General features: G+C 70.1%; 25 protein-coding genes and 1 riboswitch. Of the genes, 13 read left to right on the top strand and 12 right to left on the bottom strand.

Annotation, left to right across the window (positions count from 1 at the left end; all coding sequences use genetic code 11):
• The first annotated feature begins 56 nt into the window (after positions 1 to 56).
• Positions 57 to 599 carry a helix-turn-helix transcriptional regulator gene (locus tag AB0J87_RS59100; RefSeq protein WP_363984010.1) on the top strand — a complete coding sequence of 181 codons (543 nt, stop codon included), beginning with the start codon at positions 57 to 59 and terminating at the stop codon, positions 597 to 599.
• Here AB0J87_RS59100 and AB0J87_RS59095 read toward each other — a convergent pair.
• On the bottom strand, positions 578 to 1042 hold the full coding sequence (locus tag AB0J87_RS59095; RefSeq protein ID WP_355207778.1) for a GNAT family N-acetyltransferase: 465 nt from the start codon (positions 1040 to 1042) through the stop codon (positions 578 to 580). The genes AB0J87_RS59100 and AB0J87_RS59095 overlap by 22 nt on opposite strands.
• A gap of 76 nt (positions 1043 to 1118) precedes the next feature.
• On the opposite strand from AB0J87_RS59095, the gene AB0J87_RS59090 reads away from it, so the two are divergent.
• Positions 1119 to 1568 (top strand): hypothetical protein, encoded by a 450-nt coding sequence (locus AB0J87_RS59090; RefSeq protein WP_350737336.1) that lies wholly within the window; start codon positions 1119 to 1121, stop codon positions 1566 to 1568.
• A gap of 2 nt (positions 1569 to 1570) precedes the next feature.
• Here the strand turns inward: AB0J87_RS59090 and AB0J87_RS59085 are convergent, their stop codons facing one another.
• From AB0J87_RS59085 to AB0J87_RS59075, 3 genes are all read right to left on the bottom strand, one after another.
• Positions 1571 to 1954: a VOC family protein gene (locus tag AB0J87_RS59085; RefSeq protein ID WP_363984007.1), complete on the bottom strand. Its 384-nt coding sequence runs from the start codon at positions 1952 to 1954 to the stop codon at positions 1571 to 1573.
• Between the two features lie 37 nt (positions 1955 to 1991).
• Positions 1992 to 2306: a multidrug efflux SMR transporter gene (locus AB0J87_RS59080; protein ID WP_350737341.1), complete on the bottom strand. Its 315-nt coding sequence runs from the start codon at positions 2304 to 2306 to the stop codon at positions 1992 to 1994.
• 32 nt (positions 2307 to 2338) lie between these two features.
• Positions 2339 to 2397, bottom strand: a riboswitch (guanidine-III (ykkC-III) riboswitch).
• A gap of 25 nt (positions 2398 to 2422) precedes the next feature.
• Positions 2423 to 3220 (bottom strand): class I SAM-dependent methyltransferase, encoded by a 798-nt coding sequence (locus AB0J87_RS59075; RefSeq protein WP_363984005.1) that lies wholly within the window; start codon positions 3218 to 3220, stop codon positions 2423 to 2425.
• Positions 3221 to 3323: 103 nt separating this feature from the next.
• Between AB0J87_RS59075 and AB0J87_RS59070 the strand changes: the two genes are divergently transcribed.
• The 3 genes from AB0J87_RS59070 to AB0J87_RS59060 all read left to right on the top strand — a co-directional run bounded on the left by AB0J87_RS59070 (position 3324) and on the right by AB0J87_RS59060 (position 6405).
• Positions 3324 to 5129, top strand: coding sequence for an acyl-CoA dehydrogenase (locus AB0J87_RS59070; RefSeq protein WP_363984003.1), 1806 nt, complete (start codon positions 3324 to 3326; stop codon positions 5127 to 5129).
• Between the two features lie 41 nt (positions 5130 to 5170).
• Entirely contained in the window at positions 5171 to 6109 is a 939-nt protein-coding gene (locus tag AB0J87_RS59065) for an MBL fold metallo-hydrolase (protein WP_363984001.1), read from the top strand.
• Positions 6110 to 6180: 71 nt separating this feature from the next.
• Positions 6181 to 6405: a hypothetical protein gene (locus AB0J87_RS59060; protein WP_192788390.1), complete on the top strand. Its 225-nt coding sequence runs from the start codon at positions 6181 to 6183 to the stop codon at positions 6403 to 6405.
• Here the strand turns inward: AB0J87_RS59060 and AB0J87_RS59055 are convergent.
• The 4 genes from AB0J87_RS59055 to pdhA form a co-directional block, all read right to left on the bottom strand.
• Positions 6402 to 6695, bottom strand: coding sequence for a Dabb family protein (locus AB0J87_RS59055; RefSeq protein ID WP_363983999.1), 294 nt, complete (start codon positions 6693 to 6695; stop codon positions 6402 to 6404). The two genes, AB0J87_RS59060 and AB0J87_RS59055, sit on opposite strands and share 4 nt — an antisense overlap.
• Before the next feature lie 119 nt (positions 6696 to 6814).
• Complete coding sequence (locus AB0J87_RS59050; RefSeq protein ID WP_363983997.1) at positions 6815 to 8215, bottom strand: dihydrolipoamide acetyltransferase family protein; 1401 nt, start codon at positions 8213 to 8215, stop codon at positions 6815 to 6817.
• 16 nt (positions 8216 to 8231) lie between these two features.
• Positions 8232 to 9212 carry an alpha-ketoacid dehydrogenase subunit beta gene (locus AB0J87_RS59045; protein ID WP_355207764.1) on the bottom strand — a complete coding sequence of 327 codons (981 nt, stop codon included), beginning with the start codon at positions 9210 to 9212 and terminating at the stop codon, positions 8232 to 8234.
• A complete protein-coding gene (pdhA, locus tag AB0J87_RS59040; RefSeq protein ID WP_355207761.1) occupies positions 9209 to 10303 on the bottom strand; it encodes a pyruvate dehydrogenase (acetyl-transferring) E1 component subunit alpha in 1095 nt (364 codons plus the stop codon). The genes AB0J87_RS59045 and pdhA overlap by 4 nt, the downstream gene beginning before the upstream one ends.
• Before the next feature lie 301 nt (positions 10304 to 10604).
• Here pdhA and purS point away from each other — a divergent pair, with 301 nt between their 5' ends.
• From purS to purL, 4 genes are all read left to right on the top strand, one after another.
• Positions 10605 to 10850, top strand: coding sequence for a phosphoribosylformylglycinamidine synthase subunit PurS (gene purS / locus AB0J87_RS59035; RefSeq protein WP_350737364.1), 246 nt, complete (start codon positions 10605 to 10607; stop codon positions 10848 to 10850).
• Between the two features lie 219 nt (positions 10851 to 11069).
• The gene (locus AB0J87_RS59030) at positions 11070 to 11456 is read left to right on the top strand and encodes an ATP-binding protein (RefSeq protein WP_350737367.1); all 387 of its coding nucleotides are present in this window, start codon (positions 11070 to 11072) and stop codon (positions 11454 to 11456) included.
• A gap of 138 nt (positions 11457 to 11594) precedes the next feature.
• Positions 11595 to 12278, top strand: a complete 684-nt coding sequence (gene purQ, locus AB0J87_RS59025) for a phosphoribosylformylglycinamidine synthase subunit PurQ (protein WP_355207756.1) — start codon at positions 11595 to 11597, stop codon at positions 12276 to 12278.
• Positions 12275 to 14524, top strand: a complete 2250-nt coding sequence (purL, locus tag AB0J87_RS59020) for a phosphoribosylformylglycinamidine synthase subunit PurL (RefSeq protein ID WP_363983993.1) — start codon at positions 12275 to 12277, stop codon at positions 14522 to 14524. Before purQ ends, purL begins: the two co-directional genes overlap by 4 nt.
• Before the next feature lie 52 nt (positions 14525 to 14576).
• Here the strand turns inward: purL and AB0J87_RS59015 are convergent, their stop codons facing one another.
• Positions 14577 to 15509 (bottom strand): hypothetical protein, encoded by a 933-nt coding sequence (locus AB0J87_RS59015; RefSeq protein WP_363983991.1) that lies wholly within the window; start codon positions 15507 to 15509, stop codon positions 14577 to 14579.
• 193 nt (positions 15510 to 15702) lie between these two features.
• Here AB0J87_RS59015 and AB0J87_RS59010 point away from each other — a divergent pair, with 193 nt between their 5' ends.
• Genes AB0J87_RS59010 through AB0J87_RS59000 form a run of 3 tightly spaced genes read left to right on the top strand, consistent with a single transcriptional unit; the run spans position 15703 to position 19930 of the window.
• Positions 15703 to 17715 carry an adenylate/guanylate cyclase domain-containing protein gene (locus AB0J87_RS59010; protein WP_363983989.1) on the top strand — a complete coding sequence of 671 codons (2013 nt, stop codon included), beginning with the start codon at positions 15703 to 15705 and terminating at the stop codon, positions 17713 to 17715.
• Between the two features lie 33 nt (positions 17716 to 17748).
• Positions 17749 to 18411 carry a Crp/Fnr family transcriptional regulator gene (locus tag AB0J87_RS59005; protein WP_363983987.1) on the top strand — a complete coding sequence of 221 codons (663 nt, stop codon included), beginning with the start codon at positions 17749 to 17751 and terminating at the stop codon, positions 18409 to 18411.
• 49 nt (positions 18412 to 18460) lie between these two features.
• Positions 18461 to 19930 carry an MFS transporter gene (locus tag AB0J87_RS59000; RefSeq protein ID WP_363983985.1) on the top strand — a complete coding sequence of 490 codons (1470 nt, stop codon included), beginning with the start codon at positions 18461 to 18463 and terminating at the stop codon, positions 19928 to 19930.
• On the opposite strand, the gene AB0J87_RS58995 is transcribed toward AB0J87_RS59000, so the two are convergent.
• A complete protein-coding gene (locus AB0J87_RS58995; RefSeq protein ID WP_363983983.1) occupies positions 19891 to 20637 on the bottom strand; it encodes a methylenetetrahydrofolate reductase in 747 nt (248 codons plus the stop codon). The genes AB0J87_RS59000 and AB0J87_RS58995 overlap by 40 nt on opposite strands.
• A 10-nt stretch (positions 20638 to 20647) precedes the next feature.
• Positions 20648 to 21286: a TetR family transcriptional regulator gene (locus AB0J87_RS58990; RefSeq protein ID WP_350737639.1), complete on the bottom strand. Its 639-nt coding sequence runs from the start codon at positions 21284 to 21286 to the stop codon at positions 20648 to 20650.
• A gap of 67 nt (positions 21287 to 21353) precedes the next feature.
• Between AB0J87_RS58990 and AB0J87_RS58985 the strand changes: the two genes are divergently transcribed.
• The gene (locus AB0J87_RS58985; protein WP_363983981.1) at positions 21354 to 22772 is read left to right on the top strand and encodes a DHA2 family efflux MFS transporter permease subunit; all 1419 of its coding nucleotides are present in this window, start codon (positions 21354 to 21356) and stop codon (positions 22770 to 22772) included.
• Here AB0J87_RS58985 and AB0J87_RS58980 read toward each other — a convergent pair.
• A complete protein-coding gene (locus AB0J87_RS58980) occupies positions 22739 to 24613 on the bottom strand; it encodes an ABC transporter ATP-binding protein (RefSeq protein WP_363983979.1) in 1875 nt (624 codons plus the stop codon). The genes AB0J87_RS58985 and AB0J87_RS58980 overlap by 34 nt on opposite strands.
• Between the last annotated feature and the right edge of the window lies 1 nt (position 24614).

The raw sequence follows: 24614 nt of genomic DNA, 5'->3' as shown, positions 1-24614 counted from the left end.
GCTCAACTATGTCAGAACTGACATAGTTGTAGGAGCACCATATCCTTGGGCGAACCATGACCTCAACGCTGGGATTCGCGATCCTCGCCGTGCTGGCGCGCGGCGAGCGCACGGGGTACGACCTCGCCGCGGCCATGCGGCGGCCCGTCGGCTACTTCTGGACGGCCGGGCACAGCCAGATCCACGCCGAGCTGCAGAAGCTGCGGGCCGGAGGGCTGGTCGGGTTCGAGGCCGAGCACGGGCCGGGGCCGCAGGGCAGGAAGGTCTACCACCTGACCGCCGAGGGCCAGGCGGCGCTGCGGGAATGGGTCACCGAGCCGCCTCGGGAGCGGCCGGAGCGCGACGAGCTGGTGCTGAAGACGTACGCGTCGTGGCTGGCCGAGCCGGAGCTGGTCAGGCGGATGTTCGCCGACCAGCTCGCCGCGCACGAGGAGCGGCTGGCCGAGTACGAGCGGCAGGAGGCGTCATTCGACGGGCCGCCCGCCTTCGGCGATCCCCGGTTCGGCAACTACGCCACGTTGCGCTGCGGGCTGAGCTACGAGCGGCACCGGGCCGACTGGTGCCGCTGGATGCTGGCTCAGCTCAGCGAGAGCTTGTAGCCCTCATGGGAGGCCGTGAAGCCGAGGTTGTCGTAGAAGCGGTGCGCGTCCGTACGTGACTTGTCGGAGGTGAGCTGCACGACGGCGCAGCCGCGCTCCCGGGCCCGGTCGACGGCCCACTTGATCATCCGGCCGCCGAGACCCTGGCCGCGGGCGGCGGCGGCGACTCTGACGGCCTCGATCTGGCACCGCTCGGCGCCCAGCCTCGACAGCCCGGCCAGGTACGTGAGCTGCATCGTGCCCACCACCTCGCCGTCCTGCTCGGCGACGATCAGCTCGTCGTACGGGTTGGCGTCGATCCGCTCGAACGCCGCCAGGTAGCGCTCGTCGCCGGGGTCGCCCTCGCGCGTGGCGCCGAGATGGTCGTCGGCCAGCATCGCCACGATCGCGGGCACATCCTCCTTGCGGGCTTCGCGGAAGAGCACTTTCTCACTTTGCTGCATGTCCGAATGATGTCAGGGATCGCTCAGGGTCCGTCCCCGATGCCCCCAAGGGGGTCGAAAAGGCACCATGAGTGACATGAACGAAATCAGCCGACGAGACGAAGTCTCGCTGTCGGGTGCCGCGCTCCGCGGCGCCCCCTGGAAGGCCGCCGCCGTCGGTGGCGGCGCCGTGGCCGCGACCAGCTTCGGTCTGGGCGTGCTCACGGGCGGTGGCGACCTGGTGTGGGCGCTGGGCCTGGGCATCAGCCTGTTCGCCCTGATCGCCGCGATCGGCGCGGTCTCCAAGCCGCACGAGGGCGACCGGGTGACCCGCCAGGCCCGCCTCTGGTCGCTGAAGCACCCGTGGAAGTTCGCGCTGCTGCCCGCGGCCATCACGGCCGTGCTGGACTACCCGGTGCAGCTCGTGCTCGACCACGAAGGGGTGTTCGGCTCCGGCGTGCAGGCGCTGTGGCACGGCGCGCTGGTCTACCTGATCGCCGGCATCCTGACCCTCACCATGCGGGGCCGCGCCGATTCCGCCCGGTGAGCTCAGCCCTGCGCCTCCCGCTCCGCCTGGCTCCGGCACACGCAGAACTCGTTGCCCTCCGGGTCGAGCATCGTCACCCAGCCGGTGCCGTCGGGCTGCCGCCGGTCGTCGTGGACGGTCGCGCCCAGCCCGATCAGCCGCTCGACCTCCTGGTCGCGGGTCCTGCCCTCGGTGCCGTTGACGTCGAGGTGGATCCGGTTCTTCACGGTCTTGCCCTCGGGCACGCGGATGAACAGCAGGAACGGGTCCTGCTTGGTACGCAGCATGACCTCGTCGTCGCCCGGCTTGTCACCCTCGCCGAGCGGCAGCCCGGTGGCCTTGCTCCACCAGGTGGCGATCTCGTACGGGTCGGCGGCGTCGATGGTCACGGCATGAATTTCGATCACCCGGACACCCAACCCGTGACGAGCCGAAACGTCAAGGTCAGGCGAGCACCCGCAGGCCGATGACCCCCGCCAGGATCAGCGCGATCGAGACGATGCGCGCCGGCGAGACCTCGTCCCCCATGGCGATCATGCCCAGCACCGCGGTGCCCGCCGCGCCGACGCCGGTCCAGACGGCGTACGCGGTGCCGACTTCGAGGGTCTTGAGCGCGTACGAGAGCAGGCCGAAGCTCAGCACGGCCGTGACGAGGAACGACAGGGTCCACCACAGATTGCCGAACCCGTTGCTGAGCTTGAGCGAAAGGGCCATGACGACTTCGAAGACGCCGGCCAGCACGAGGACGATCCACGCCATGATCAGAACTCCCTTGGGACGAGACATCAGTGCGTGCGTCGTCTTGGCGTTCCGGGTACGGCGCGTCTCGTCCGGGAGCTGTCAGCTCATGAGCAAGAACGCGGCCCTCGACGGGATCATTCCCACCAGATGGTGACCCATCGGTCGCGCGGCAACGGCCACATGCCCAGCTCCATCACTGTGGCCGCGACCTCCTCCGCCCTGGACGGGTCGAGGCACACCCTGCGGCACGCGCTGGCCGCCAGGTCCTCCAGCGAGGTGAATCGTTCCAGGGGAGCTTCCCGTTCCTCCACCTGCACCGGGTAGCCGAGCGCCGCGGCCAGCGCCACGCAGTCCTCGGCGATGGGCCGGACCGGCCGGTCCACCCCGTGGAAGTGCTGCCACAGCGGCGCCATCCAGCTCATGGGATGGCGGTGCGTGAGCTCCAGCACCACCCGCCCCTGCGTGCGCTCGTCGAGGGCCCGCAGGAAGTCGGCCAGGTCGAGGACGTTGTAGATCACGTGGGCGGCGACGGTGACGTCCACCACGGGCACCCGCGCGGCCACGTCGGGCCAGCGCCCCTCGATCGCCGTGACAGGCACGCCGAGCTTCTCCGCCCGGGCGGTCAGCCCCTCCAGCATCGACGCCGAGGTGTCCACCGCGTAGAGGTGGCCGATGCGCTCGTGCAGCGGCAGGGACGAGGCGCCGGGGCCCGAGCCCACGTCGAGCAGCGTGCCCTTGGCGGGCAGCGCCTCCGAGAGCCGGGACATGGTGGGGCCGTCGTCGGGCTCGGCCAGCGCCCTGTCGGTACGGGTGCCGAACCGCTCGGGCGAGTGACTCCAGGGGTCGGCAGAAACCTTGGCCATGATCTCGTCGGGGATGGCCCAGGATTCCAGGCGCTCTCGCCATCTCGCGGCGAGTTCTTCGGCGTCCATGGAGACGAGCATGCCACGCATACCTGGGGTTACCCGCGGGTAGCATTGCAGAGTAAGGTTACTCGCCAGTACGAATACCCCTCGGTTCAAGGAGATCGACCCCATGGGCCACTACAAGAGCAACGTGCGAGACCTGGAATTCAACCTCTTCGAGGTGTTCGGGCGACGCGAGATCCTCGGCACAGGGCCCTTTGCGGACGTGGACGAGGAGGTCGCCCGGGGCATCCTTGACGAGGTCAACAGACTGGCCTCCGGCGTCCTGGCCGACTCCTTCGAGGAGGGCGACAGGAACCCGCCGGTGTTCGACGCGGCGACCAGCTCCGTGAAGGTGCCCGAGGGCTTCAAGAAGTCCTACAAGGCGCTGGTGGACGGCGGCTGGGCCAACCTCGACCTGCCCCCCGAGCTGGGCGGCCCCGGCATCCCGAGGAGCCTGGCCTGGGCCACGGCCGAGATGGTGCTGGGCGCGAACCCGGCGCTGTACATGTACGCCGCGGGCCCCAACTTCGCCTACACGCTGTGGAAGGTCGGCACGCCGGAGCAGAAGCGCTTCGCCGAGCTGGCCATCGAGCGCGAGTGGGGCGCCACGATGGTCCTCACCGAGCCGGACGCCGGCTCCGACGTGGGCGCCGGGCGGGCCAAGGCGGTGCGCCAGGAGGACGGCAGCTGGCACATCGAGGGCGTCAAGCGCTTCATCACCAGCGCCGAGCACGACATGACCGAGAACATCTTCCACCTCGTGCTGGCCCGCCCCGAGGGCCACGGCCCCGGCACCAAGGGGCTGTCGATGTTCCTGGTGCCGAAGTTCCACGTGAATCTCGAGACCGGCGAGCTGGGCGAGCGCAACGGCGTCTACGTCACCAACGTCGAGAAGAAGATGGGGCTCAAGGTCTCCACGACGTGCGAGCTGACGTTCGGCGACAAGCACCCGGCCGTCGGCTGGCTGGTGGGCGACGTCCATGAGGGCATCAGGCAGATGTTCATGGTCATCGAGCACGCCCGCATGATGGTCGGCACCAAGGCCATCGCCTCGCTCTCCACCGGCTACCTGAACGCGCTGGAGTACGCCAAGTCGCGCCTGCAGGGCGCGGACCTGACCCGGATGGCCGACAAGGCCGCCCCGCGGGTCTCCGTCACCCACCACCCCGACGTGCGGCGCGAGCTCATGCTGCAGAAGTCGTACGCCGAGGGCATGCGGGCCCTGGTGCTCTACACCGCCACGTTCCAGGACACCCTCCTGGTCGACCCCGACGACCGGCACGCCAGCGAGATGAACGACCTGCTGCTGCCCATCGTCAAGGGCGTCGGCTCCGAGCGGTCGTACGAGCTGCTCTCCCGCTCGCTGCAGACCCTCGGCGGCTCGGGCTACCTGCAGGACTACCCGATCGAGCAGTACATCCGGGACGCCAAGATCGACTCCCTCTACGAGGGCACGACCGCGATCCAGGGCCTGGACCTGTTCTTCCGGAAGATCCTGCGCAACCAGGGCGCGGCGGTCGGGTCGCTGCTGGCCGAGATCGGCGAGTTCGCCGGCTCGGAGGCGGGCAACGGCCGGCTCAAGGAGGAGCGCAAGCTCCTCGCGGAGGCCGCCGCCGAGGTCAAGGCCATGGGCGACACCATGGCGGGCTGGGCGCTGGGCTCGCTGGAGGCGCCGGCCGAGGTGTACAAGGTCGGGCTGAACACCACCCGGCTCCTGCTCGCGCTGGGCGACCTGGTGATCGGCTGGCTGCTGCTGCGGCAGGCCGAGGTGGCGCTGGCCAGGCTGGCCGACGGCGAGGACCCGTTCTACCTGGGCAAGGTGGCCGCGGCCTCGTTCTTCGCCAAGACGGTCCTGCCGCGGCTGGCGACGGAGCGCCGGATCGTGGACTCCACCGGGCAGGAGCTCATGGAGCTCCCCGAGGAGGCCTTCTAAACCGTAGGGGCGGGGGTGCTTCGAGGGAGTACGGTCGCGGCATGAGCTCGACTTCTCACGATCATCCCCTTCCTCCGCCCCGGGTCGAAGAGGTATCCGAGGGTGTCTTCGCCTACATCCAGCCCGACGGGAGCTGGTGGATCAACAACACCGGCTTCCTGGCCGGCCGGCGCGGCGTGATCTGCGTCGACGCCTGCTCGACCGAGCGCCGTACGCGGGCCTTCCGCGAGGCCATCGGCACGGTCACCGACCGGCCGATCACCACGCTGGTCAACACCCACCACCACGGCGACCACACGTTCGGCAACTGGCTCTTCCCCGAGGCCACGATCGTCGGGCACGAGGGCGTGCGGGAGCAGATCCTGGCCGACGGCGTCCCCACCTACCGCGCCGCGTGGTCGCCCGAGGTGGAGTGGGGCGAGATGGAGGTGGCGCCGCCGTTCCTCACCTTCACCGACCGGATCACCCTGCACTCCGACGACCTGCGGTGCGAGGTGAGGCACGTGGGCCACGCCGCGCACACGACGAACGACTCGTACGTGTGGATTCCCGAGCGGCGGCTGCTGTTCTCGGGCGACCTCGTCTTCAACGGCGGCACGCCGTTCGTCCTGATGGGCTCGGTCGCCGGGGCGCTGGACGCGCTCGACCAGCTCAGGGCACTGGGGGCGGAGACCGTCGTGCCGGGCCACGGCGGGGTGTGCGGGCCGGAGGCGTACGACCGGGTCGAGGGTTACCTGCGGTTCGTGCAGGAGACCGCGGCGCGGGGCCGGGCGGCGGGCCTGTCGCCGCTGGAGGCGGCCAGGGAGGCCGACCTGGGCGAGTGGGGCGGGCTGCTGGACTCCGAGCGCATCGTGGGCAACCTGCACCGCGCCTACGCCGAGCTCGACGGGCAGCCGCTGGGCGCGCCGATCGACCTGGCCACCGCCGTGTTCGACATGATCACCTACAACGGCGGCAAGCCTTTGTCCTGCCTCGCCTGAGATGTTACGGGTGTGATCTTCTGTACCCGGGTATGACCGTGGCTGTACTCGCCGTTTGCCTGGAGGTCGTCATGGGTGTCGGGGTAAGCATCTTCTTCCTCACGCTTGGCGCCATCCTGAGATTCGCGATCGAGCCCGACGTGTTCGGCAAGGCCGTCCACATGGACGTCGTCGGGCTCATCTTCATGATCGTCGGTGGCGTGGGCGTGGTGCTGAGCGTCGTGCTGGCCCCCAGGAGGGGCCGCACTTCCGAGGGCCGGCTGATGCACCGCGAGAACAACCCGCCGGAGATCTAGAGGCTGAGCTGCACCGCGGCCCGGGAGGCCAGGATCGGCCTGATGTGCTCCACGATCACCGCCTGATGCTGCGGGTGGTCGCGGTAGACCAGGTAGTCGTCGACGTCGTCGAAGTCGGCCACCACCGCGTAGTCGTGGTTGCCCTGGTTGATGCCCGCGTCCGGGCCCACGGTGTACGAGCGGAGCTGCGGGATGATGCCGGGCAGCTTGCCCAGCTCGGTGGTCACCGTCTCCTTCTGCTCGTCGGTCGCGGCCTCGGTCCAGGTGAACAACACGATGTGGCGAATCATGCGATCAGGTGTATCAGATCGCGACGGCGTGACTCTGTACGGGATGGGTGCGGGTGTCCCCGGCCTACGGCGATCGCCGGGGGAGGGGTCCTCCCGGCGGTCGCCGTAGGCTTTCCCGGCTAGCTCCAGGCCAGCATGTGCAGCGGGTCCTCCAGCATGTCGCCGACGTCGCGCAGGAACATCGAGCCCAGCTCGCCGTCCACGATGCGGTGGTCGAACGACAGGGCCAGGGTGGTCACCTTGCGCACCGCCAGCTCGCCGTCCACCACCCACGGCATGTCCCTGATCTGGCCGACGGCGAGGATGGCGGCCTCGCCGGGGTTCAGGATCGGGGTGCCGGCGTCGACGCCGAAGACGCCGACGTTGGTGATGGTGAAGGTGCCGCCGGCCATCTCGGCCGGCTGGGTGCGGCCCGCCCTGGCGGTCTCCGTGAGCTCGGCCAGCCGCCCGGCCAGCTCGGGGAGCGACAGGGTGTGGGCGTCCTTGACGTTGGGCACCACGAGGCCGCGGGGGGTGGCGGCGGCTATCCCCAGGTTCACGTAGCGCTTGACCACGATCTCCTGCGCCGCCTCGTCCCACGACGAGTTGATCATCGGGTGGCGTTTGACGGCGGTGAGGACCGCCTTGGCCACCAGCAACAGCGGGGACACCTTGACGTCCGCGAAGTCCCGGAAGGTGCGCAGGCGCTGCACCGTCTCCATGGTGTTCGTCACGTCGAGCTGGAGGAACTCGGTGACGTGCGGAGCGGTGAAGGCGCTGGCGACCATGGCCTGGGCGGTCATCTTGCGCACACCCTTGACGGGGATGCGCTCCTCCGGCCGCTCGGCCGCCGCCACCTCGGCGACCGGGGCCGCCCCGGCCTCCGCAGCGGCGTGGACGTCCTCGCGGGTGATCGAGCCCTCGGGGCCGGTGCCGGCGAGGGTGGACAGGTCGACGCCGAGATCCCTGGCCAGCTTCCGTACGGGTGGCTTGGCGAGGACACCGACCCGGCCGGCCGGCGGCGCGACTGGGGCAGGGGCAGGGGCAGGGGCAGGGCCGCCGTCCACCTCCACGCGGGAGGGGTTGGCCACCGGGTTCGCCGGGATGCCGGGAGCCTGGGGCTTGCGGGGGCGGCGCTTGGTGGCGCCGGTCTTGACGCCGTAGCCGACCAGGACCGCCTGGCGCTCCTCCTTGGGCGCCGGGCTGCCGTGGGTCCCGGGCTCGACGGCGCCCTCCGCCGGAGGCGTGGGCACCATGTCCTCGGCCAGGGCCTCGGTCTCCTCCGAGACGGGAGCGGCGCCTTCGGAGGTCTCGACGGCGATGATGGGGGCGCCGACGTCGACCGTCTGGCCCGCCTCGGCCAGCAGGTCCGCGACCACCCCGTCCCAGGGGATCGGGAGCTCGACGATCGACTTGGCCGTCTCGATCTCGACGACGATCTGGTTGACCTTGACCGCGTCACCCGCCTCGACGTGCCAGCGGACGACCTCGGCCTCCGTCAGCCCTTCGCCGACGTCGGGGAGCTTGAACTCGCGTCGCATGAGAACCCCACCCCCCTCAGTACCCGAAGGCCCGGTCGACGGCGTCGAGCACCCGGTCCAGGTCGGGCAGGTAGTGCTCCTCCAGCTTCGACGGCGGGTAGGGGGTGGAGAAGCCGCCGACCCTGAGCACCGGCGACTCCAGGTGGTAGAAGCACTGCTCCGTGATCCTGGCCGCCAGCTCGGCCCCGAAACCGCTGTTGACGGGGGCCTCGTGGACGACCACCACCCGCCCGGTACGGCGCGCGGAGTCCATCACGGCCGGCTCGTCCAGCGGGTTGAGCGAGCGCAGGTCGATCACCTCCAGCGAACGGCCGTCTTCCTCGGCGGCCGTGGCGGCCTCCAGGCACGTCTTGACCATGGGGCCGTAGGCCAGCAGCGTGACGTCGGACCCGGGCCGCACGACCCGGGCCGCGTGCAGCGGCGGCCACCAGTCGGTGGAGCCGGTGTCGATGTCGGCCTTCTCCCAGTAGCGCCGCTTGGGCTCGAAGAAGATCACCGGATCGTCGCTGCGGATGGCCTGCTGGATCATGGTGTACGCGTCCGCCGGGTTGGAGCAGGACACGACGCGCAGGCCGGCCGTGTGGGTGAAGTACGCCTCGGGCGACTCGCTGTGGTGCTCGACCGCGCCGATGCCGCCGCCGCACGGGATGCGTACGACGACCGGGAGCTTGATCGCGCCCAGCGAGCGCATCGGCATCTTGGCGAGCTGCGTGATGATCTGGTCGGCGGCCGGGAAGACGAACCCGTCGAACTGGATCTCGCACACCGGCCGGTAGCCGCGCAGCGCCAGCCCGATCGCGGTGCCGATGATGCCCGACTCGGCCAGCGGCGTGTCGATGACGCGGTCCTCGCCGAAGTCCTTCTGCAGGCCGTCGGTGACCCGGAAGACGCCGCCCAGCTTGCCGACGTCCTCACCCATGATGAGGACCTTGGAGTCGTCCTCCATGGCCTTGCGCATGCCCTCGTTGAGCGCCTTGGACAGGCTCATCACGGTCATTTGGCGAACCCCTCCAAGTAAGCGGCGTACTGGGCGCGCTCCTGGTCCATCAGGGCGTGGGGCTCGCGGTAGACGTGGTCGAAGATGTCGAGCGGCTGGGGGTCGGGCATGGCCAGGCAGCGCCTGCGCAGGTCGGCCCCGAGCTGGTCGGCCTCGGCGTCGACGGAGTCGAAGAACGACGGGTCGGCGTGCTCGTTCTTGAACAGGTACGACCTGACCCGCTCGATCGGGTCCTTGAGCTTCCACGCCTCCAGCTCGCTGGCCACGCGGTAGCGCGTCGGGTCGTCGGTGGTGGTGTGGGCGCCCATCCGGTACGTGAACGCCTCGATGAGCGTCGGCCCCTGACCGGTGCGGGCGGCCTCCAGCGCCTTCCTGGTCACGGCCAGGCAGGCGAACACGTCGTTGCCGTCCACCCTGATCCCCGGGAAGCCGAAGCCGGAGGCGCGCCGGTAGAGGGGGATGCGGGTCTGCTTCTCCAGGGGCTCGGAGATGGCCCACTGGTTGTTCTGGCAGAAGAACACGATCGGCGCGTTGAACACGCTGGCCCAGATGAACGACTCGTTCACGTCGCCCTGCGAGGTGGCGCCGTCGCCGAAGTAGACGATCGTGGCGGCGCTGGCGTCGTCGCGCTGGATGCCCATCGCGTAGCCGACCGCGTGGAGGGTCTGGCTGCCGATCACGATCGTGTACAGGTGGAAGTTGTGTTCCTTGGGGTCCCAGCCGCCGTGGTTCACGCCTCTGAACAGGCCCAGCAGCTTCACCGGATCGACGTCGCGGCACCACGCCACGCCGTGCTCGCGGTAGGTGGGGAAGGCCATGTCGGAGTCGGTCAATGCGCGGCCCGAGCCGATCTGGGCCGCCTCCTGGCCCAGCAGCGAGGCCCAGATGCCCAGCTCGCCCTGGCGTTGCAGCGCCACGGCCTCCAGGTCGATGCGCCGTACGAGGACCAGGTCGCGGTAGAGCGACCGGACCTCCTCATCGGTCAGGTCGATGTCGTAGTCGGGGTGCTCAACCCGCTCGCCCTCGGGGGTGAGCAATTGGACGAGCTCCGGAGGTGCGTCTGCAGCACCACGAGAGGCTTCGGCTGTCACGAGGCCTCCTTCGTCGGCCTCGTGACAGAGGTGCTGTGTTCATTGATGACCTCGACAAGCTCGGTCATGAGCCACTCCTGTTGCGGTCGTCAGGGCAGGTCTTCGATGGGGTTGCCACCTTGAGGCCCGCCTTCCAAGCGATGAACCATCTGGTGGTGGTTCGTACGCGTTTGGGGACATCGTGGCAGACGTCACAGCCCTGCGCGCAAGCCCCATGCCCTCCCCGTTCCCGTTGTGTCGACAGCCACACGCGCCGGTAGGCTGTGCTTCCCAGTCACCCACCTCATCCAGGAGGAACGCAGTGGCCCGCGTCATCGTGGACGTCATGTTGAAGCCCGAGATCCTCGACCCGCAGGGCCAGGCGATCGCCAGGGCACTGCCCAGGCTCGGCTTCTCCGGCGTCTCGGCCGTGCGTCAGGGCAAGCGCTTCGAGGTCGAGCTCGACGGCCCGGCCGACGAGGCGGCGCTCGAGGAGATCCGCAAGATGGCCGAGACCCTGCTGGCCAACACGGTGATCGAGGACTACAGCGTCCGGGTTGAGGATTAGGGGAGATTTGCCGCCCGGATTCCCCCCTGGCCGGTTAAAGCGGGGTTCGGAGGCGGCACAATGCCACGGGCGTGCCAACACTAAATAACAACAACGTGATTTTGCGGTTAGCCCCGTTTTCACAGGGAAACCTACTCCAGGTGACGGTCTGGCGCCCGGAGGAGTCCGGTGGATATTGAGTTCTCGTTGGCACTGCCTCGGGATGCGATCGGCATTCCGATGGTCAGGCGAGTGCTGGGCGATGCCATGCGTTCACTCAACGTGAGTGAGACGTGCATCGCGGACATGCTCCTCGCCGTCTCCGAGGCGTGCTCCAACGCGGTGCGGCACGGGGGTCCTGCCAACCGCTACGAAGTGAGCGCGGCGATCGGCTACGGCCGCTGCGACGTGCGCATCGCGGACAACGGCGACGGGCTGCCGACGATGCCGCCGCACTTCCCTCCACCCGACACGGAGAACGGCCGTGGTCTGCTGATCATGCGCTCCGTGGTGGACGAGATCTCCTTCGGCATCACGCCCGGCCGTGGCACCACGGTCCACCTGCGCAAGCACCTCGCCTGGGACGACTCGGCCGACGCCCGTCCCCGCGAGCTGGCAGCAGTCTGACCTGCGCCTCCGCCCGACGCACGAGCCGATGTGGACCACCCGGCAGCACCCGATAATCTGAAGACACCGCCGCAGACCGCCGTCCACCCGAAGAGACGGTGGCGCGTGCGCGCGCATTCCTCGGAGGGGACGACTGTCATGAGCGCTGCCCGTGTGGGCGTAGTCACGTTTCCAGGAACTCTCGACGACCAGGACGCCGCCAGGGCCGTACGCCTCGTGGGCGCGGAGGCGGTGCCGCTGTGGCACGCCGACCACGACCTGAAGGGGGTCGACGCCGTCTTCCTGCCCGGCGGCTTCTCCTACGGCGACTACCTGCGCTGCGGCGCCATCTCCCGGTTCGCGCCGCTGATGGACGAGCTCGTCCCGGCCGCCAGGGCGGGGCTGCCCGTGATCGGCACCTGCAACGGGTTCCAGATCCTCTGCGAGGCCCATCTGCTGCCCGGCGCGCTGACCCGCAACGCCTCGCTCCACTACGTCTGCCGTGACCAGCGGGTCCGGATCGAGCAGACGGCCACCCCCTGGACCAGCTCCTTCGAGCCCGGCCAGGAGATCGTGCTGCCCGTCAAGCACGGCGAGGGCCGCTACGTGGCCTCCGAGGACACCCTGGCCGCGCTGGAGTCGGGCGGCCACGTGGTCGTGCGCTACGTCGGCGGCAACCCCAACGGCTCGCTCAACGACATCGCGGGCATCCGTAACGAGGCGGGCAACGTGGTCGGCCTCATGCCGCACCCCGAGCACGCGGTCGAGGACCTGGTCGGCGCGCCCAGCACCGACGGCCTCGGGTTCTTCACCTCCGTCCTCAAGAAGCTGGTGAACGCATGACCGATAATGTGAAGCGGGCCGGCGAGACGCCCGACGAGCCGATGCCCTTCGCCGAGCTGGGGATGAAGCAGGACGAGTACGACCGGGTCAAGGACATCCTGGGTCGCCGTCCCACCGGCTCCGAGCTGGCCATCTACAGCGTCATGTGGTCCGAGCACTGCTCGTACAAGTCGTCCAAGGTGCATCTCAAGCAGTTCGCCACCAAGGCGCCCAAGTCCGACGCGCTGCTCGTGGGCATGGGTGAGAACGCCGGCGTGGTGGAGATCGGCGACGGCTGGGCGGCCACGTTCAAGATCGAGTCGCACAACCACCCGTCCTACGTCGAGCCGCACCAGGGCGCGGCCACCGGCGTCGGCGGGATCGTCCGCGACATCATGTCGATGGGCGCGCGCCCGATCGCGGTGATGGACGCGCTGCGCTTCGGCGGCGCGGACGCCGTGGACACCCGCCGGGTCCTGCCCGGCGTGGTCGAGGGCATCAGCCACTACGGAAACTGCCTGGGCCTGCCCAACATCGGCGGCGAGGTCGTCTTCGACCCCTGCTACATCGGCAACCCGCTGGTCAACGCCCTGTGCGTGGGCCTGCTCCGCAAGGACCAGATCAAGCTGGCCACCGCGCCCGGACCGGGCAACAAGGTCGTGCTGTTCGGCGCGTCCACCGGCCCCGACGGCATCGGCGGCGCCTCCGTGCTCGCGTCGGCGACCTTCGAGGACGAGTCGCACGCCAAGCGGCCCGCCGTGCAGGTGGGCGACCCGTTCATGGAGAAACTGCTCATCGAGTGCTGCCTGGAGCTGTACGCGGCCGACGTGGTCGTCGGCATCCAGGACCTCGGCGCGGCCGGGGTGTCGTGCGCGACGACCGAGCTGGCCGCCAAGGGCACCGGTGGCATGCACGTCGACCTCAACCTCGTCCCGCTCCGCGACCCCTCGCTCAGGCCCGAGGAGATCCTCATGAGCGAGTCGCAGGAGCGGATGATGGCCGTGGTCCGGCCCGACGACATCGCGGCCTTCATGGCGATCTGCGACAAGTGGGATGTCCCCGCCACCGTCATCGGCGAGGTCACCGACACCGGCCGCCTCGTCATGACCTGGGACGGCGAGGTCATCGTGGACATCCCGCCGGGCACGGCGGCCGACGACGGGCCCGTCTACGAGCGCCCGTACCACGAGCCGTCCGGGCAGGCCGCGCTCAACGCCGACACGCCCGACCGGCTGGAGCGGCCCGCTGACCTGCGGGCCACGCTGTTCCAGCTCCTCGGCTCGCCCAACCTGGCCTCCAAGGAGTGGGTGACCTCCCAGTACGACCGCTACGTCCGCTCCAACACCGTGCTGGCCCAGCCGGCGGACGCGGGGATGCTGCGGATCTCGGAGGTCATCGCCGGCGCGGAGCCGACGACCAGGGGCATCGCGCTGTCCACCGACGGCAACGGCCGCTACGCCAAGCTCGACCCGTACGCGGGGGCGCAGCTGGCGCTGGCCGAGGCGTACCGGAACGTGGCCGTGACCGGCGCCAAGCCGCTGGCCGTGACCAACTGCCTCAACTTCGGCTCGCCCGAGGACCCCGAGGTCATGTGGCAGTTCGCCGAGGCCGTGCGCGGCCTGGCCGACGCGTGCCGCACCCTGGGCGTGCCGGTGACCGGCGGGAACGTCTCCTTCTACAACCAGACGGGCTCGACGGCCATCCACCCCACGCCGGTCGTGGGCGTGCTGGGCGTCATCGAGGACGTGGCCAAGCGGGTGCCGTCCGGGTTCACCGCCGAAGGGCTGAAGGTCGTGCTGCTCGGCGACACGCACGAGGAGTTCGGCGGCTCGGAGTGGGCGCACGTCGCGCACCGGCACCTGGGCGGGCTGCCGCCCCGGGCCGACCTGCACGCCGAGCAGGCGCTGGCGACCGTGCTGGTGGAGGCCGCCAAGAGGGGGCTCCTGGAGGGCTCGCACGACCTGTCGGACGGCGGGCTGGCCGTCGCGCTGGCGGAGTCGTGCCTGGCGCGGGGCGTCGGGGCCTCGGTGGCGCTGAGCGGGGACGCCTTCACCGACCTGTTCAGCGAGTCCGCCGCGCGGGCGCTGGTCACGGTGCGGCCGGAGGCCTACGAGGAGTTCGCGTCGCTGTGCGGGCGGCACGAGGTGCCCTGCTACGGGCTCGGCACGACCGGAGGCGCTTCGCTGGTGGTCGAGGGCGTGTTCGAGGTGCCGGTCGAGGAACTGCGGGAGACGCACTCGGCGGCGCTGCCCGCGCTGTTCGGCTGACGGTCTTCCGGAGGGCCGGTACGGGGTGCCCGTACCGGCCCTTCTTCGCGTGTCAGGCCTTCTTCTGGCCCAGGCAGACGACGTAGACGGTGCCGCTGACGTTGGTGCCGTGGCTGGTGGTGGTCGTCTTCTGGTCGGTGGCGGTGGACGAGTAGGTGTTGTTGCCGTTGTCGTCCTTGGCCACGCTGACCGTCCAGCCGGTGCCGCCGCTGGGCGCGCTGCTCATGACGATGGCGTTCTTGAGGGCCTCGAACGAGAACCCGCCGCCGGTCATCATGCCGCCCTTGTCGCAGCTGGCCGTCGCGGAGCCGGTCGAGTTCAGGGACGCGGTCCTGGTGTAGGAGGTGTAGCTCGCGCCGTCGCCGGAGTCACCCTTCGGGCCCTGCGGCCCCTGGGGACCCTGGGGACCGCGCGGGCCCTGCTCACCCTGCTCACCCTGCTCGCCCTGCTTGCCGGGGAGGCCGTCCTTACCGTCCTTACCGTCCTTGCCGGGGAGGCCGTTCTTGCCGTCCTCGCCGTTCTTGCCGGGCAGGCCGGTCTTGCCGTCCTGGCCATCCTTACCAGGCAGGCCGTCCTTACCGTCCTGACCGTTCTTGCCGGGCAGGCCGTCCTTGCCGTCCGCACCCTTCGGACCCTGCGGGCCGTCCGCGCCCTTGAGGCCCTGCGGGCCCTTCGGGCCCATCTCGCCCTTCGGCCCCTGGGGGCCGGCCGGGCCGGTCTCGCCCTTCGCGCCCTGCGCCCCCTGCTGGCCCTGCTGGATGGTCGTCTGGGAGGCGCCGCCGATCAGGATCCGCTCCTCCGTCTTCCGGCACTTCGTGGCGGGGTTGACGATGCGGGCGTACCGCGTCTTCTTGTGCACGCAGGCGTGCACCTCGCCAGCGGCCGACGATGCGGTGGCGACGCCACCGACGGTGAGGAGCGAGGCGGCCAGCGCCCCCACGGCGGCGAGGGTGAGCGTGCGCCCACCGCGAATCTTGTTAGCCACGGCTGTCCTTCCGAACAAGTGATGCTCATGTTGTCCATGAGATTCACGTTTCAATCGTTCCAAGAGATGGCAAGAACTACATAACGTATCCATCACGAAACGGAGGGTTACTGACCAGATTGACGGGATTTAGAGACAGCGGTGAGTAAAACGACGCATTGGCCGCGTCGATCTCCGGGGGATAATCGGGTCTGTGTCAACCCCCTACCTGCCTCCGGCCACTCAGCCCGTACGCGGCGTGGTCTGGGGGATCCACCTGGTGCTGCCACTGCTGGGGCTCTGGCTTCTGCTGGCCCAGCCCCAGGTCAACATCATGTGGCACCACAACCTCAGCCACTTCTGGATGATCATCACGGTGGCCGGGATCAACGTGGTCCTCGGAGTGATGATCAGCGAGGCGTCGCGGCGCCGCCAGGACGCCCGGCTGTTCCTCGTGTCCATGGTCTTCCTGAGCAGCGCCGGCTTCTTCTTCATGCACGGCCTGGCCACGCCGGACATCATCCTGCCGATCGGCTCGCTGGGCTTCGACGTGGGCCAGCAGGTGGGGCTCTCCGTCGCGGCGGCGTTCGCGTTCGCCTCGGCGCTGCCGCTGGGCGACGCGGCGGCCAGGAAGGTCCTGGACGCCCAGCACTTCATCCGCGCGGTGCTGTTCGGCTTCATGCTCATCTGGGGCGTCACGTCGCTGGTCCCGGGGCTGACGCGGCTCAGCGAGCCGCCGATGGCGTCCCCGGTCGACTGGCTGGCCTGGGCGTCGATCCCCGGCGTCCTGCTGTACGGCGCGGCGAGCGTGATGATGTTCCTGCTGCACCGCAAGCGCCCGTCGGCCATGCTGATCAGCCTGATCACGGCGTACGCGCTGCTGGCCGAGGCCATGATCGCCGGGATGTCGCAGCTCAACTGGCATCTGTCCTGGTGGGAGTGGCACCTGCTGCTCACGCTGGCCTTCGTCTTCGTGGCCTACAGCGCCTACCTGCAGTTCAGGCGGGAGGGGTCGAGCGCGGGCCTGTTCGACTCGGTGACGCTGGCGGCGACCGTGCGGCGCATCCAGCAGGACTACGACAAGGCCCTTGAGGAGCTGGTCGAGCACGTACGGCGGGGCGAGCCGCTGGCCGCGGCCCGGCTGTCGGGCAAGTTCCGGCTGAACGAGAGCCAGGTCGCGGTGCTCGACCGGGCGGGCGAGGCGCTGGCCAACGAGCGCGAGCTGTCCGGGCGGCTGTCCGCCATGGTGGCCGTGAGCGCCCAGACCCGGGTGGGCCTGCCCGAGGACCAGCTCCTGGCCACGGCCCTGGACCGGGTGCGGCAGGCGTACGGCGACGTGAAGATCGGCCTGGTCGCGGAGGGCAAGACGGAGATCGGCTCGCGCGAGTACGAGTTCGCCGACAACGAGCCCATCAGGCGTGACAACCTGCTGGCCTTCCCCCTGACGGTCAAGGGCCACCTGGCGGGCGTGCTGGAGGTGCCCATCGGGCGCACCCAGCAGGACGAGGCGCTGGCCGCCACGCTGGCCGGGCAGCTGTCGATCTCGCTGGAGAACGCCCGCCTCTACCAGGAGCTCGACACGCTCTTCCGGCAGTACATGTCGCCCGACGTGGCCAACGCCCTGCTGGCCGACCCGGCGCAGGCCGCGCTGGGCGGCGAGCTGAAGGAGCTGACCGCGCTCTTCGCCGACCTCAAGGGCTTCACGACGTTCTCCGAGAAGGTCACGCCGGGCGAGATCGTCGAGATGCTCAACCGCTACCACACGGCCGCCGTCCCCTGCATCCTCAACAACGGCGGCACGATCGTGCAGTTCGTCGGCGACGCGCTGCTGGCCCTGTTCAACGCGCCCGCAGCCCAGGCGGGCCACGCGCGGGCCGCCTGCAAGGCCGCGCTGGAGATGCAGCGGGCCGCCGCCGAGGTGGCCGAGGAGATGGCGTGGAAGCGGGTGGACGACGTCCCGTGGCCGACGTTCAGGGTGGGCGTCAACACCGGTCCCGCGCTGGTCGGCAACATCGGCAGCCCGGAGCTGCGCGGCTTCAACGCGATGGGCGACTGCGTGAATGTGGCCGCCAGGCTCGAGGGCATCGCCGAGCCGGGCACGGTCGTCATCGGCGAGACGACGCTCCGGCAACTGGGACGTGGCGCGTCGGTGAACCCTCTGGGCCCGCTCAACCTCAAGGGCAAGGAAGAGCTCGTCAATGCGTATGTTCTGACTGATTTGCAATAGAAGGGTGACTCCCGTACCGCCATAATCGGGCGCATGGAGCCAGAGTCCGGCGAGTTTCTGTCCATGCTCACCGAGGAGGAGGTCGCGGCCCTGCGCGCGGCCGGTCGCCCGCGACGCTGGGATCGCGGCACGACCGTGATCAACGAGGGCGACACGTCCGACTGGGTCCTCGTGCTGACGGAGGGCCGGGTCAAGTGCTCGTCGCACACGAGCGCCGGCACCGAGGTGGTGCTGGCCGTGCGCGGTCCCGGCGCGCTGCTCGGGGAGATGTCGGCCATCGACGGATCGCCCCGCTCGGCCACGGTGACCGCGCTGGAGCCGATCGCGGGCATCGTGGTGCGGGACTTCTCGTCGTTCCTGGAGTCCCACGGGCGCATCGCCGTGCTGCTCATGCAGCTCGTCACCGGCAGGCTGCGGGACGCGGACAGGAAGCGCATCGAGTACGGCGCGTTCGACACCACGGGCCGGGTCGCCACGCGCCTGCTGGAGCTCGCCGACCGCTACGGCGAGAAGACCAACAGCGGGGTACGCGTGGCGCTGCCCCTGTCGCAGGACGAGCTGGCCGGCTGGACGGGCGCCTCCCGCGAGGCGGTCAGCAAGGCGCTGCGCACGCTGCGCGACCGGGGGCTCATCGAGACCGGGCGGCGGCGGGTGGTCATCCACGACCTCGACGGCCTGCGCAAGAGGGCCCGCTAGCTCCCGCCCGCCAGAACCGGTACGTACGCCGTACGTCATAGTGGAGGGCATGGTCGCGGTCATTCCTCACGACGCCAGCCGCTTACGCTACGCCTGGCAGGTCTGCGCGGTCACCAGCCTGGGGCTGGTCCTCATCGGCATCGCCGGCAGCACGCTCAACGTCGCGCTCCCGACGGTCGTGCGGCACTTCCACGCCAACGCCCTGGAGTCGGGGTGGATCCTCCTGGCGTTCCTGCTGGTGAACACCGCGAGCCTGGTCTTCTTCGGCCGGGTGGCGGACCTGCTGGGCAGGCGGGAGGTCTACCTGACGGGGTTCGCTATCTTCACGGTGGCCTCGCTGCTGGCCGGGCTGTCGCCGAGCGTGTGGTTCCTGATCGCGATGCGCGTGCTGCAGGCGATCGGGGCGGCGATGATCCTGGCGAACGGCACGGTGATCATCACGGACGCGTTCCCGCGGGACCGGCTGAGCCAGGGCATGGGCGTCTACATCGGCACGCTGTCGGTGGCGCAGCTGGCCGGGCCCACGCTGGGCGGGCTGATCGCGGAGACCGCGGGCTGGCAGTGGATCTTCTGGGTGAACGTGCCCGCCGGGCTGGCCGCGCTGACCGTGGGGGCGGTGATCCTGCGCAGGATGCCCAGGCGGCCGAAGGAGCCCGTGGACGCGCTGGGCAACGTGCTGGTGTTCGCGGCACTGACGGCGGTGCTGCTGGCGCTGTCGGAGACGGGCTCGGCCGGGCTGACCAGCCCCGTGGTGCTGACGGGCGCGGCGGTCTTCCTGGTGCTGCTGCCGCTGATCGCGCTGGCCGAGCGGCGCTCCTCGAACCCGGTGCTGGACCTGCGGCTCTTCGGCGGGCGGCTGCTGGCCTACGCGAATCTGGCCTCGTTCTGCAACGCCCTGGCCCGCTCGGCGCTGATCCTGGTGGTGGCGCTGTACTTCCAGGCGGCCAGGGGGGTGGACGCGTTCACGGCGGGGCTGAGCGTGCTGCCGGTGCCCGTCGGGATCGGGCTGGCCTCGCCGATCGTGGGCCTGCTGGGACGGCGGGTGTCGCCGTACGCGCTGTCCATCGGCGGGGCGGTGCTCAGCGCTCTCGGGCTCGGGACGCTGATGCTGACCGCCGATCCCGCCACGCCGTACTGGGTGATCGGGATCGGCCTGTTCGTGGCCGGCTGCGGCAGCGGAACGTTCCTGACCGGCAACACCACCCAGGTCATGCGGGCGCTGCCGACCGGCAGCCTGGGCGTGGTCAACGGGTTCCGCGTCATGATCATGAACGTCGGCATCGTGATCAGCGTCGGCCTGTCGCTCAGCGTCCTGACCGCCTCCGTGGGGCCCGGGCTGCGGGCCCAGGTGTACGCGGGCACCCTGTCCAGGCTGTCGCCGGTGGCGGTGGGACAGCTCATGGACGGCTTCCAGCGCGCGTACGCCGCGCTCTTCGCCGTGGCCCTCACGGGTGCGCTGCTCGCGGCCCTGGCGCGTCCTCAGAGGGCGGTGGCGAGCCTGGACTCCACGTCGCGGTAGCGGGAGACCGGGATGAGGTGGACGCCGTCGAAGGCGCCCGAGTCGCGCAGGGCGAGCACCTGCTCGCAGGCCGCCTCCACGCCGGCCATGCGGTCCGCGGCCACCTTCGCGATCAGGTCCTCCGGCAGGTGGATGTCGGGGATGGCGGCGGCCAGCATCCTGGCGTGGCGCTCGCTGGCCAGGACCATGACGCCCGCGTAGACCGGCACGTCCACCGGGTGGGTCTCGCGCCAGCGCAGCTGCGCCTCCAGCGAGAAGCCGACCTGAAGGAACAGGAAGTCGGCCGCGCGCTTCCACGCGGGCAGCGAGCGCATCGAGGCCGCCGCGCCCAGCCGCATGCCGGGCGAGAACTCCCTGGCCTCCTCGATCATCGAGCGCACGGTGAGGTCGCTGGTCCGGTTGCCGCTCGTGGGCTTGTCGCCGTAGACGAACAGGAACTGGTCCACCCCGTAGGCCGCCGCCGTGAGCAGGTCGCGGCGGAAGCCCAGCAGGTTGCGGTCGCGTGAGTTGAGGCAGGCGATGCCGCGCCCGCCCATGGCCTCGACCTCGTGCGCCACCGCCACGCTCGACACCGTCGCGCGCCCGATGTGGTTGTCGGGGATGAGGAACGAGTGGGCGATCTTGCTCATGGTGCCGATCTGGTGCCTGACGTGCTTCAGATCGGGCTTGGTGGGAGGTTCGATCTCGCAGATCAGCTCAAAGGGCATGATCGAGACTCTAACCTTTGGGCGCGAGCGCCTCTATGCCGCTGAGCACCAGATCGACGCCGAACGTGTCGTACAACCCCGGCTCCGTCCCCCTGACCAGCGGTGAGGCCATCTCGACCAGGTGCGGGTACGTCTCCTCGGGCAGCGACCGCAGGCCCGCCAGCTTGGTCCTGAGCGCATCCGGGTTGACGGTCTTGACGTGCACGGGGGCGTCGGCGATGGCGATGGCGCTCTGCAGCAGATATTTGCTGATCAGGCAGCTCTCGTCGACGCCGAACCCGGCGCTGCGGGCCAGGCCGAGCGCCTGGTCCCAGACGGCCAGGAAGTTCGGCACCTCGACGGGGTCGATCTGCTCGATCACGCTCTTGGCGCAGGGATGCGCGCGCAGCGTCCTGATCAGCCCCTCGATCAGGTCGCGGAACTGCTCCTGCCACGGGCGTTCGTCGGCCTGCTTGGGCGCGAAGCCGCCGATCAGGTGGTCGGCCATGCCGACGAGCAGCTGGTCCTTGTTCTTGTAGTGCCAGTAGAGGGCCATCGGGGTCACGCCCAGGTCCGTGGCCAGGCGCCGGATCGTCACGGTGTCGAGCCCTTCGGCATCACCGATCTCCAGTGCCCGCTCCGCGATCGCCTGGGCGGTCAGTTTTCCCATCACGGTTGACAACTATACGCCGTACAAGTTCAACTATACGACGTACAAGTACGGCGTATAGGAGGAGATGTCCGTGCGGTGGTGGGCGTTGGTCGCGGTGACCTTGGGCACATTCATGACTTACTTGGACAACAACGTCGGCAATGTCGCGTTGCCGACGATCCAGCGGGAGCTCGGGCTGGCGATCTCGGGTCTCGAATGGATCGTGAGCTCGTACATCCTGGTCTTCGCCGGGCTGATGCTGGTCGGCGGCCGGCTGGCGGACGTGTTCGGGGCCCGCAGGGTGTTCCTCGGCGGGCTGGCCGTCTTCACGCTGGCCTCGCTGGCGGCCGGGCTGGCCACGTCCGGCGCGGCGCTGATCGCCGCGCGGGCCGTGCAGGGGGTGGGGGCGGCGCTGCTCACGCCCACCGCGCTCACGCTGATCAGCCAGATCTTCCCCGACCCCGGCGAGCGCGGCAGGGCCGTGGGCATCTGGAGCGCCGCGGGGGCGCTCTCCATGGCGCTCGGGCCGATCACGGGCGGCTTCATCAGCCAGAACCTGCACTGGGGCTGGATCTACCTGATCAACGTGCCGATCGGCGTGGTGACGTTCGGCCTGGGGATGTGGGCGGTCAGGCCCGCGTTCACCCGCGTGCGGCACCGGATCGACCTGCCCGGGCTGGCCACCTCCGCCCTCGCCTTGTTCGCCCTGACATATGCGCTCATCGAGGGTGAGAGCGTGGGGTGGACCTCGCCGGAGATCCTGGCCGCGTTCGGCGTGTTCGCGGCGGCGGCCGTGGCGTTCGTGCTGGTCGAGGCGCGGGCCTCCGAGCCGATGATCGCGATCTCGCTCTTCAGGTCCAGGGTGTTCAGCGGCGGGCTGCTCACCAGCGGCATCTGGTCGTTCGGCGTGTTCGGGATCTACTTCTTCAGCGCCCTGTGGCTGCAGAACGTGCTCGGCTTCTCCCCCACCCAGGCGGGCGCGTCGTTCGTGCCGATGGCCCTGGTCATGGCCGTGATCGCGATCCTGTCGCAGCGGATCAGCGCGCGCATCGGCATCGGTCCCACGGTGGCGCTGGGGATGGCGCTCATGGGCACGGCGATCTACCTGCTCTCCGGTGTGGGCGCCGACGCCGACTACGCCGACGTGGCCCCCTGGTTCCTGCTGTACGGGCTGGGCGGTGGCATGCTCGTGCCCCTGACGGCGGCGGTCCTCGGTGGCATGCCCCAGGGCAGGTCGGGCGTGGCCTCGGGCGTCCTGAACGTGTCACGCGAGGTGTTCGGGCTGCTCGGCATCACCGTGCTGGGGGCGATCCTGAGCGCCAGGCAGAGCGGCAGCGACCGGGCGCCGCTGCTCGCCTTCCTGGACGCGTACCAGTTCACGCTGGTCATCGCGGCCGTCGTGGTGCTGGCGGCGATCCCGGTCGCCCTCTACTCGCTGCGGGACCGCCGCGAGACCCGGCGCGACGAGCCTCAGACCATGGCGACCGTCGGCTCGTCGAACTGAGTGCGGTAGAGCTCCTCGTAGCGGCCCCCGGCGGCGAGCAGGTCGGCGTGCGTGCCCCGCTCGACCACGAGCCCGTCCTCGATCACGAGGATGAGGTCGGCGGCGCGGATCGTGGAGAGCCGGTGGGCGATCACCACGGCGGTCCTGCCTTCGAGCGCCTCCCCGAGCGCCGCCTGCACGGCCGCCTCGGAGGTGGAGTCGAGCGCCGCCGTGGCCTCGTCCAGGATGACCACCCGGGGCCTGGCCAGCAGCAGCCGGGCGATCGTCAGCCGCTGGCGCTCGCCGCCCGACAGGCGGTAGCCGCGCTCCCCCACGACCGTGTCGAGCCCGTCGGGCAGCGACTCGATCAGGGTGGCCAGCCTGGCCCTGGTGAGGGCGTCCCAGATGTCGTCCTCGCTCGCCTCGGGCCTGGCCAGCAGCAGGTTCGCCCTGATCGTGTCGTGGAAGAGGTGGCCGTCCTGGGTGACCATGCCGAGCGTGTCGCGCAGCGAGTCGGCGGTCAGGTCGCGCACGTCCACGCCGCCGAGCCGTACGGCGCCGGAGTCGACGTCGTACAGCCTGGGCAGGAGCTGGGCGATCGTGGACTTGCCCGCGCCGGACGAGCCGACCAGCGCCACCATCTGGCCCGGCTCGGCCCGGAACGAGACGCCGTGCAGCACCTCGACGCCGCCGCGCGAGTCGAGCGTGGCGACCTCCTCCAGCGAGGCGAGCGAGACCTTGTCGGCCGAGGGGTAGGCGAAGCGGACGTCGTCGAACTCGACGGAGACCGGGCCCTCCGGGACCTCGCGGGCGTCGGGCTTCTCCTTGATGAGCGGTTCGAGGTCGAGCACCTCGAAGACGCGCTCGAAGCTGACGACCGCGCTCATGACGTCCACGCGGGCGCTGGCGAGCGCGGTCAGGGGCGCGTACAGGCGGGTGAGCAGCATGGCCATCGACACGAGCGCGCCGGGCGCGAGCTGGTCGCGCAGGGCGTAGAAGCCGCCGAGGCCGTACACGAGCGCCAGGGCCAGGGCCGAGACCAGCGTCAGCGCGGTGACGAAGGCCGACTGGGTCATGGCGGAGCGCACGCCGATGTCGCGCACCCGCCTGGCTCGGTGGGCGAACTCGGCCGATTCGTGCGCGGGCCGGCCGAACAGCTTGACCAGCGTCGCGCCGGGCGCCGAGAAGCGCTCGGTCATCTGCGTGCCCATGGCCGCGTTGTGGTCGGCCGCCTCGCGCCGCAGCCTGGCGATCCGGGAGCCCATCCGGCGGGCGGGCAGTACGAAGACCGGGAGCAACAGGAGCGCGAGCAGCGTGATCTGCCAGGAGATGCCGATCATGGCGATGAGCGTCAGCACGAGCGTCACGACGTTGCCCGCCACGCCGGACAGGGTGTCGGTGAACGCCCGCTGCGCCCCGATCACGTCGTTGTTCAGGCGGCTGACCAGCGCGCCGGTGCGCGTCCTCATGAAGAACGCGACGGGCATCTTCTGCACGTGGTCGAAGACGGCCGTACGCAGGTCGAGGATCAGGTCCTCGCCCAGGCCCGCCGACAACCACCGGTTGAGCAGCCCGAGCCCCGCCTCCGCGAGGGCCAGGCCCGCGATCGCGAGCGCCACCACCACGACCACGTCGAGCGGCTCGCTGTTGAAGATGGCGTCCACCACCCGGCCCGCGAGCAGCGGGGACCCCACCGCCAAGCCCGCCATCACCACGCTGAGCACCAGGAACAGCGTCAACTTCCGCCGGTGCGGGCGCGCGAACCCGCCGATACGCCGGAGCGTCGCCCTGGAGACAGGGCGACGCTCCTTCTGGTTGTTCATCGAATACAGCTGGTGCCAGGCGGTCATCTCCATGCTCATG

The organism is Nonomuraea sp. NPDC049625 (assembly GCF_040675285.1).
GTDB classification, from domain to species: domain Bacteria; phylum Actinomycetota; class Actinomycetes; order Streptosporangiales; family Streptosporangiaceae; genus Nonomuraea; species Nonomuraea angiospora_A.
The sequence above is the reverse complement of the archived record's forward strand: the minus strand, read 5'-3'. Positions and strand labels throughout refer to the sequence as shown.

Coding starts and splice junctions, on each gene's coding strand:
- AB0J87_RS59100 (WP_363984010.1), top strand. CDS start 57: ATGACCTCAACGCTGGGATTCGCGATCCTCGCCGTGCTGGCGCGCGGC.
- AB0J87_RS59095 (WP_355207778.1), bottom strand. CDS start 1,042: ATGCAGCAAAGTGAGAAAGTGCTCTTCCGCGAAGCCCGCAAGGAGGAT.
- AB0J87_RS59090 (WP_350737336.1), top strand. CDS start 1,119: ATGAACGAAATCAGCCGACGAGACGAAGTCTCGCTGTCGGGTGCCGCG.
- AB0J87_RS59080 (WP_350737341.1), bottom strand. CDS start 2,306: ATGGCGTGGATCGTCCTCGTGCTGGCCGGCGTCTTCGAAGTCGTCATG.
- AB0J87_RS59075 (WP_363984005.1), bottom strand. CDS start 3,220: ATGGACGCCGAAGAACTCGCCGCGAGATGGCGAGAGCGCCTGGAATCC.
- AB0J87_RS59070 (WP_363984003.1), top strand. CDS start 3,324: ATGGGCCACTACAAGAGCAACGTGCGAGACCTGGAATTCAACCTCTTC.
- AB0J87_RS59065 (WP_363984001.1), top strand. CDS start 5,171: ATGAGCTCGACTTCTCACGATCATCCCCTTCCTCCGCCCCGGGTCGAA.
- AB0J87_RS59060 (WP_192788390.1), top strand. CDS start 6,181: ATGGGTGTCGGGGTAAGCATCTTCTTCCTCACGCTTGGCGCCATCCTG.
- AB0J87_RS59055 (WP_363983999.1), bottom strand. CDS start 6,695: ATGATTCGCCACATCGTGTTGTTCACCTGGACCGAGGCCGCGACCGAC.
- AB0J87_RS59050 (WP_363983997.1), bottom strand. CDS start 8,215: ATGCGACGCGAGTTCAAGCTCCCCGACGTCGGCGAAGGGCTGACGGAG.
- AB0J87_RS59045 (WP_355207764.1), bottom strand. CDS start 9,212: ATGACCGTGATGAGCCTGTCCAAGGCGCTCAACGAGGGCATGCGCAAG.
- AB0J87_RS59030 (WP_350737367.1), top strand. CDS start 11,070: ATGGTCAGGCGAGTGCTGGGCGATGCCATGCGTTCACTCAACGTGAGT.
- purQ (WP_355207756.1), top strand. CDS start 11,595: ATGAGCGCTGCCCGTGTGGGCGTAGTCACGTTTCCAGGAACTCTCGAC.
- purL (WP_363983993.1), top strand. CDS start 12,275: ATGACCGATAATGTGAAGCGGGCCGGCGAGACGCCCGACGAGCCGATG.
- AB0J87_RS59005 (WP_363983987.1), top strand. CDS start 17,749: ATGGAGCCAGAGTCCGGCGAGTTTCTGTCCATGCTCACCGAGGAGGAG.
- AB0J87_RS59000 (WP_363983985.1), top strand. CDS start 18,461: ATGGTCGCGGTCATTCCTCACGACGCCAGCCGCTTACGCTACGCCTGG.
- AB0J87_RS58995 (WP_363983983.1), bottom strand. CDS start 20,637: ATGCCCTTTGAGCTGATCTGCGAGATCGAACCTCCCACCAAGCCCGAT.
- AB0J87_RS58990 (WP_350737639.1), bottom strand. CDS start 21,286: ATGGGAAAACTGACCGCCCAGGCGATCGCGGAGCGGGCACTGGAGATC.
- AB0J87_RS58985 (WP_363983981.1), top strand. CDS start 21,354: ATGTCCGTGCGGTGGTGGGCGTTGGTCGCGGTGACCTTGGGCACATTC.
- AB0J87_RS58980 (WP_363983979.1), bottom strand. CDS start 24,613: ATGAGCATGGAGATGACCGCCTGGCACCAGCTGTATTCGATGAACAAC.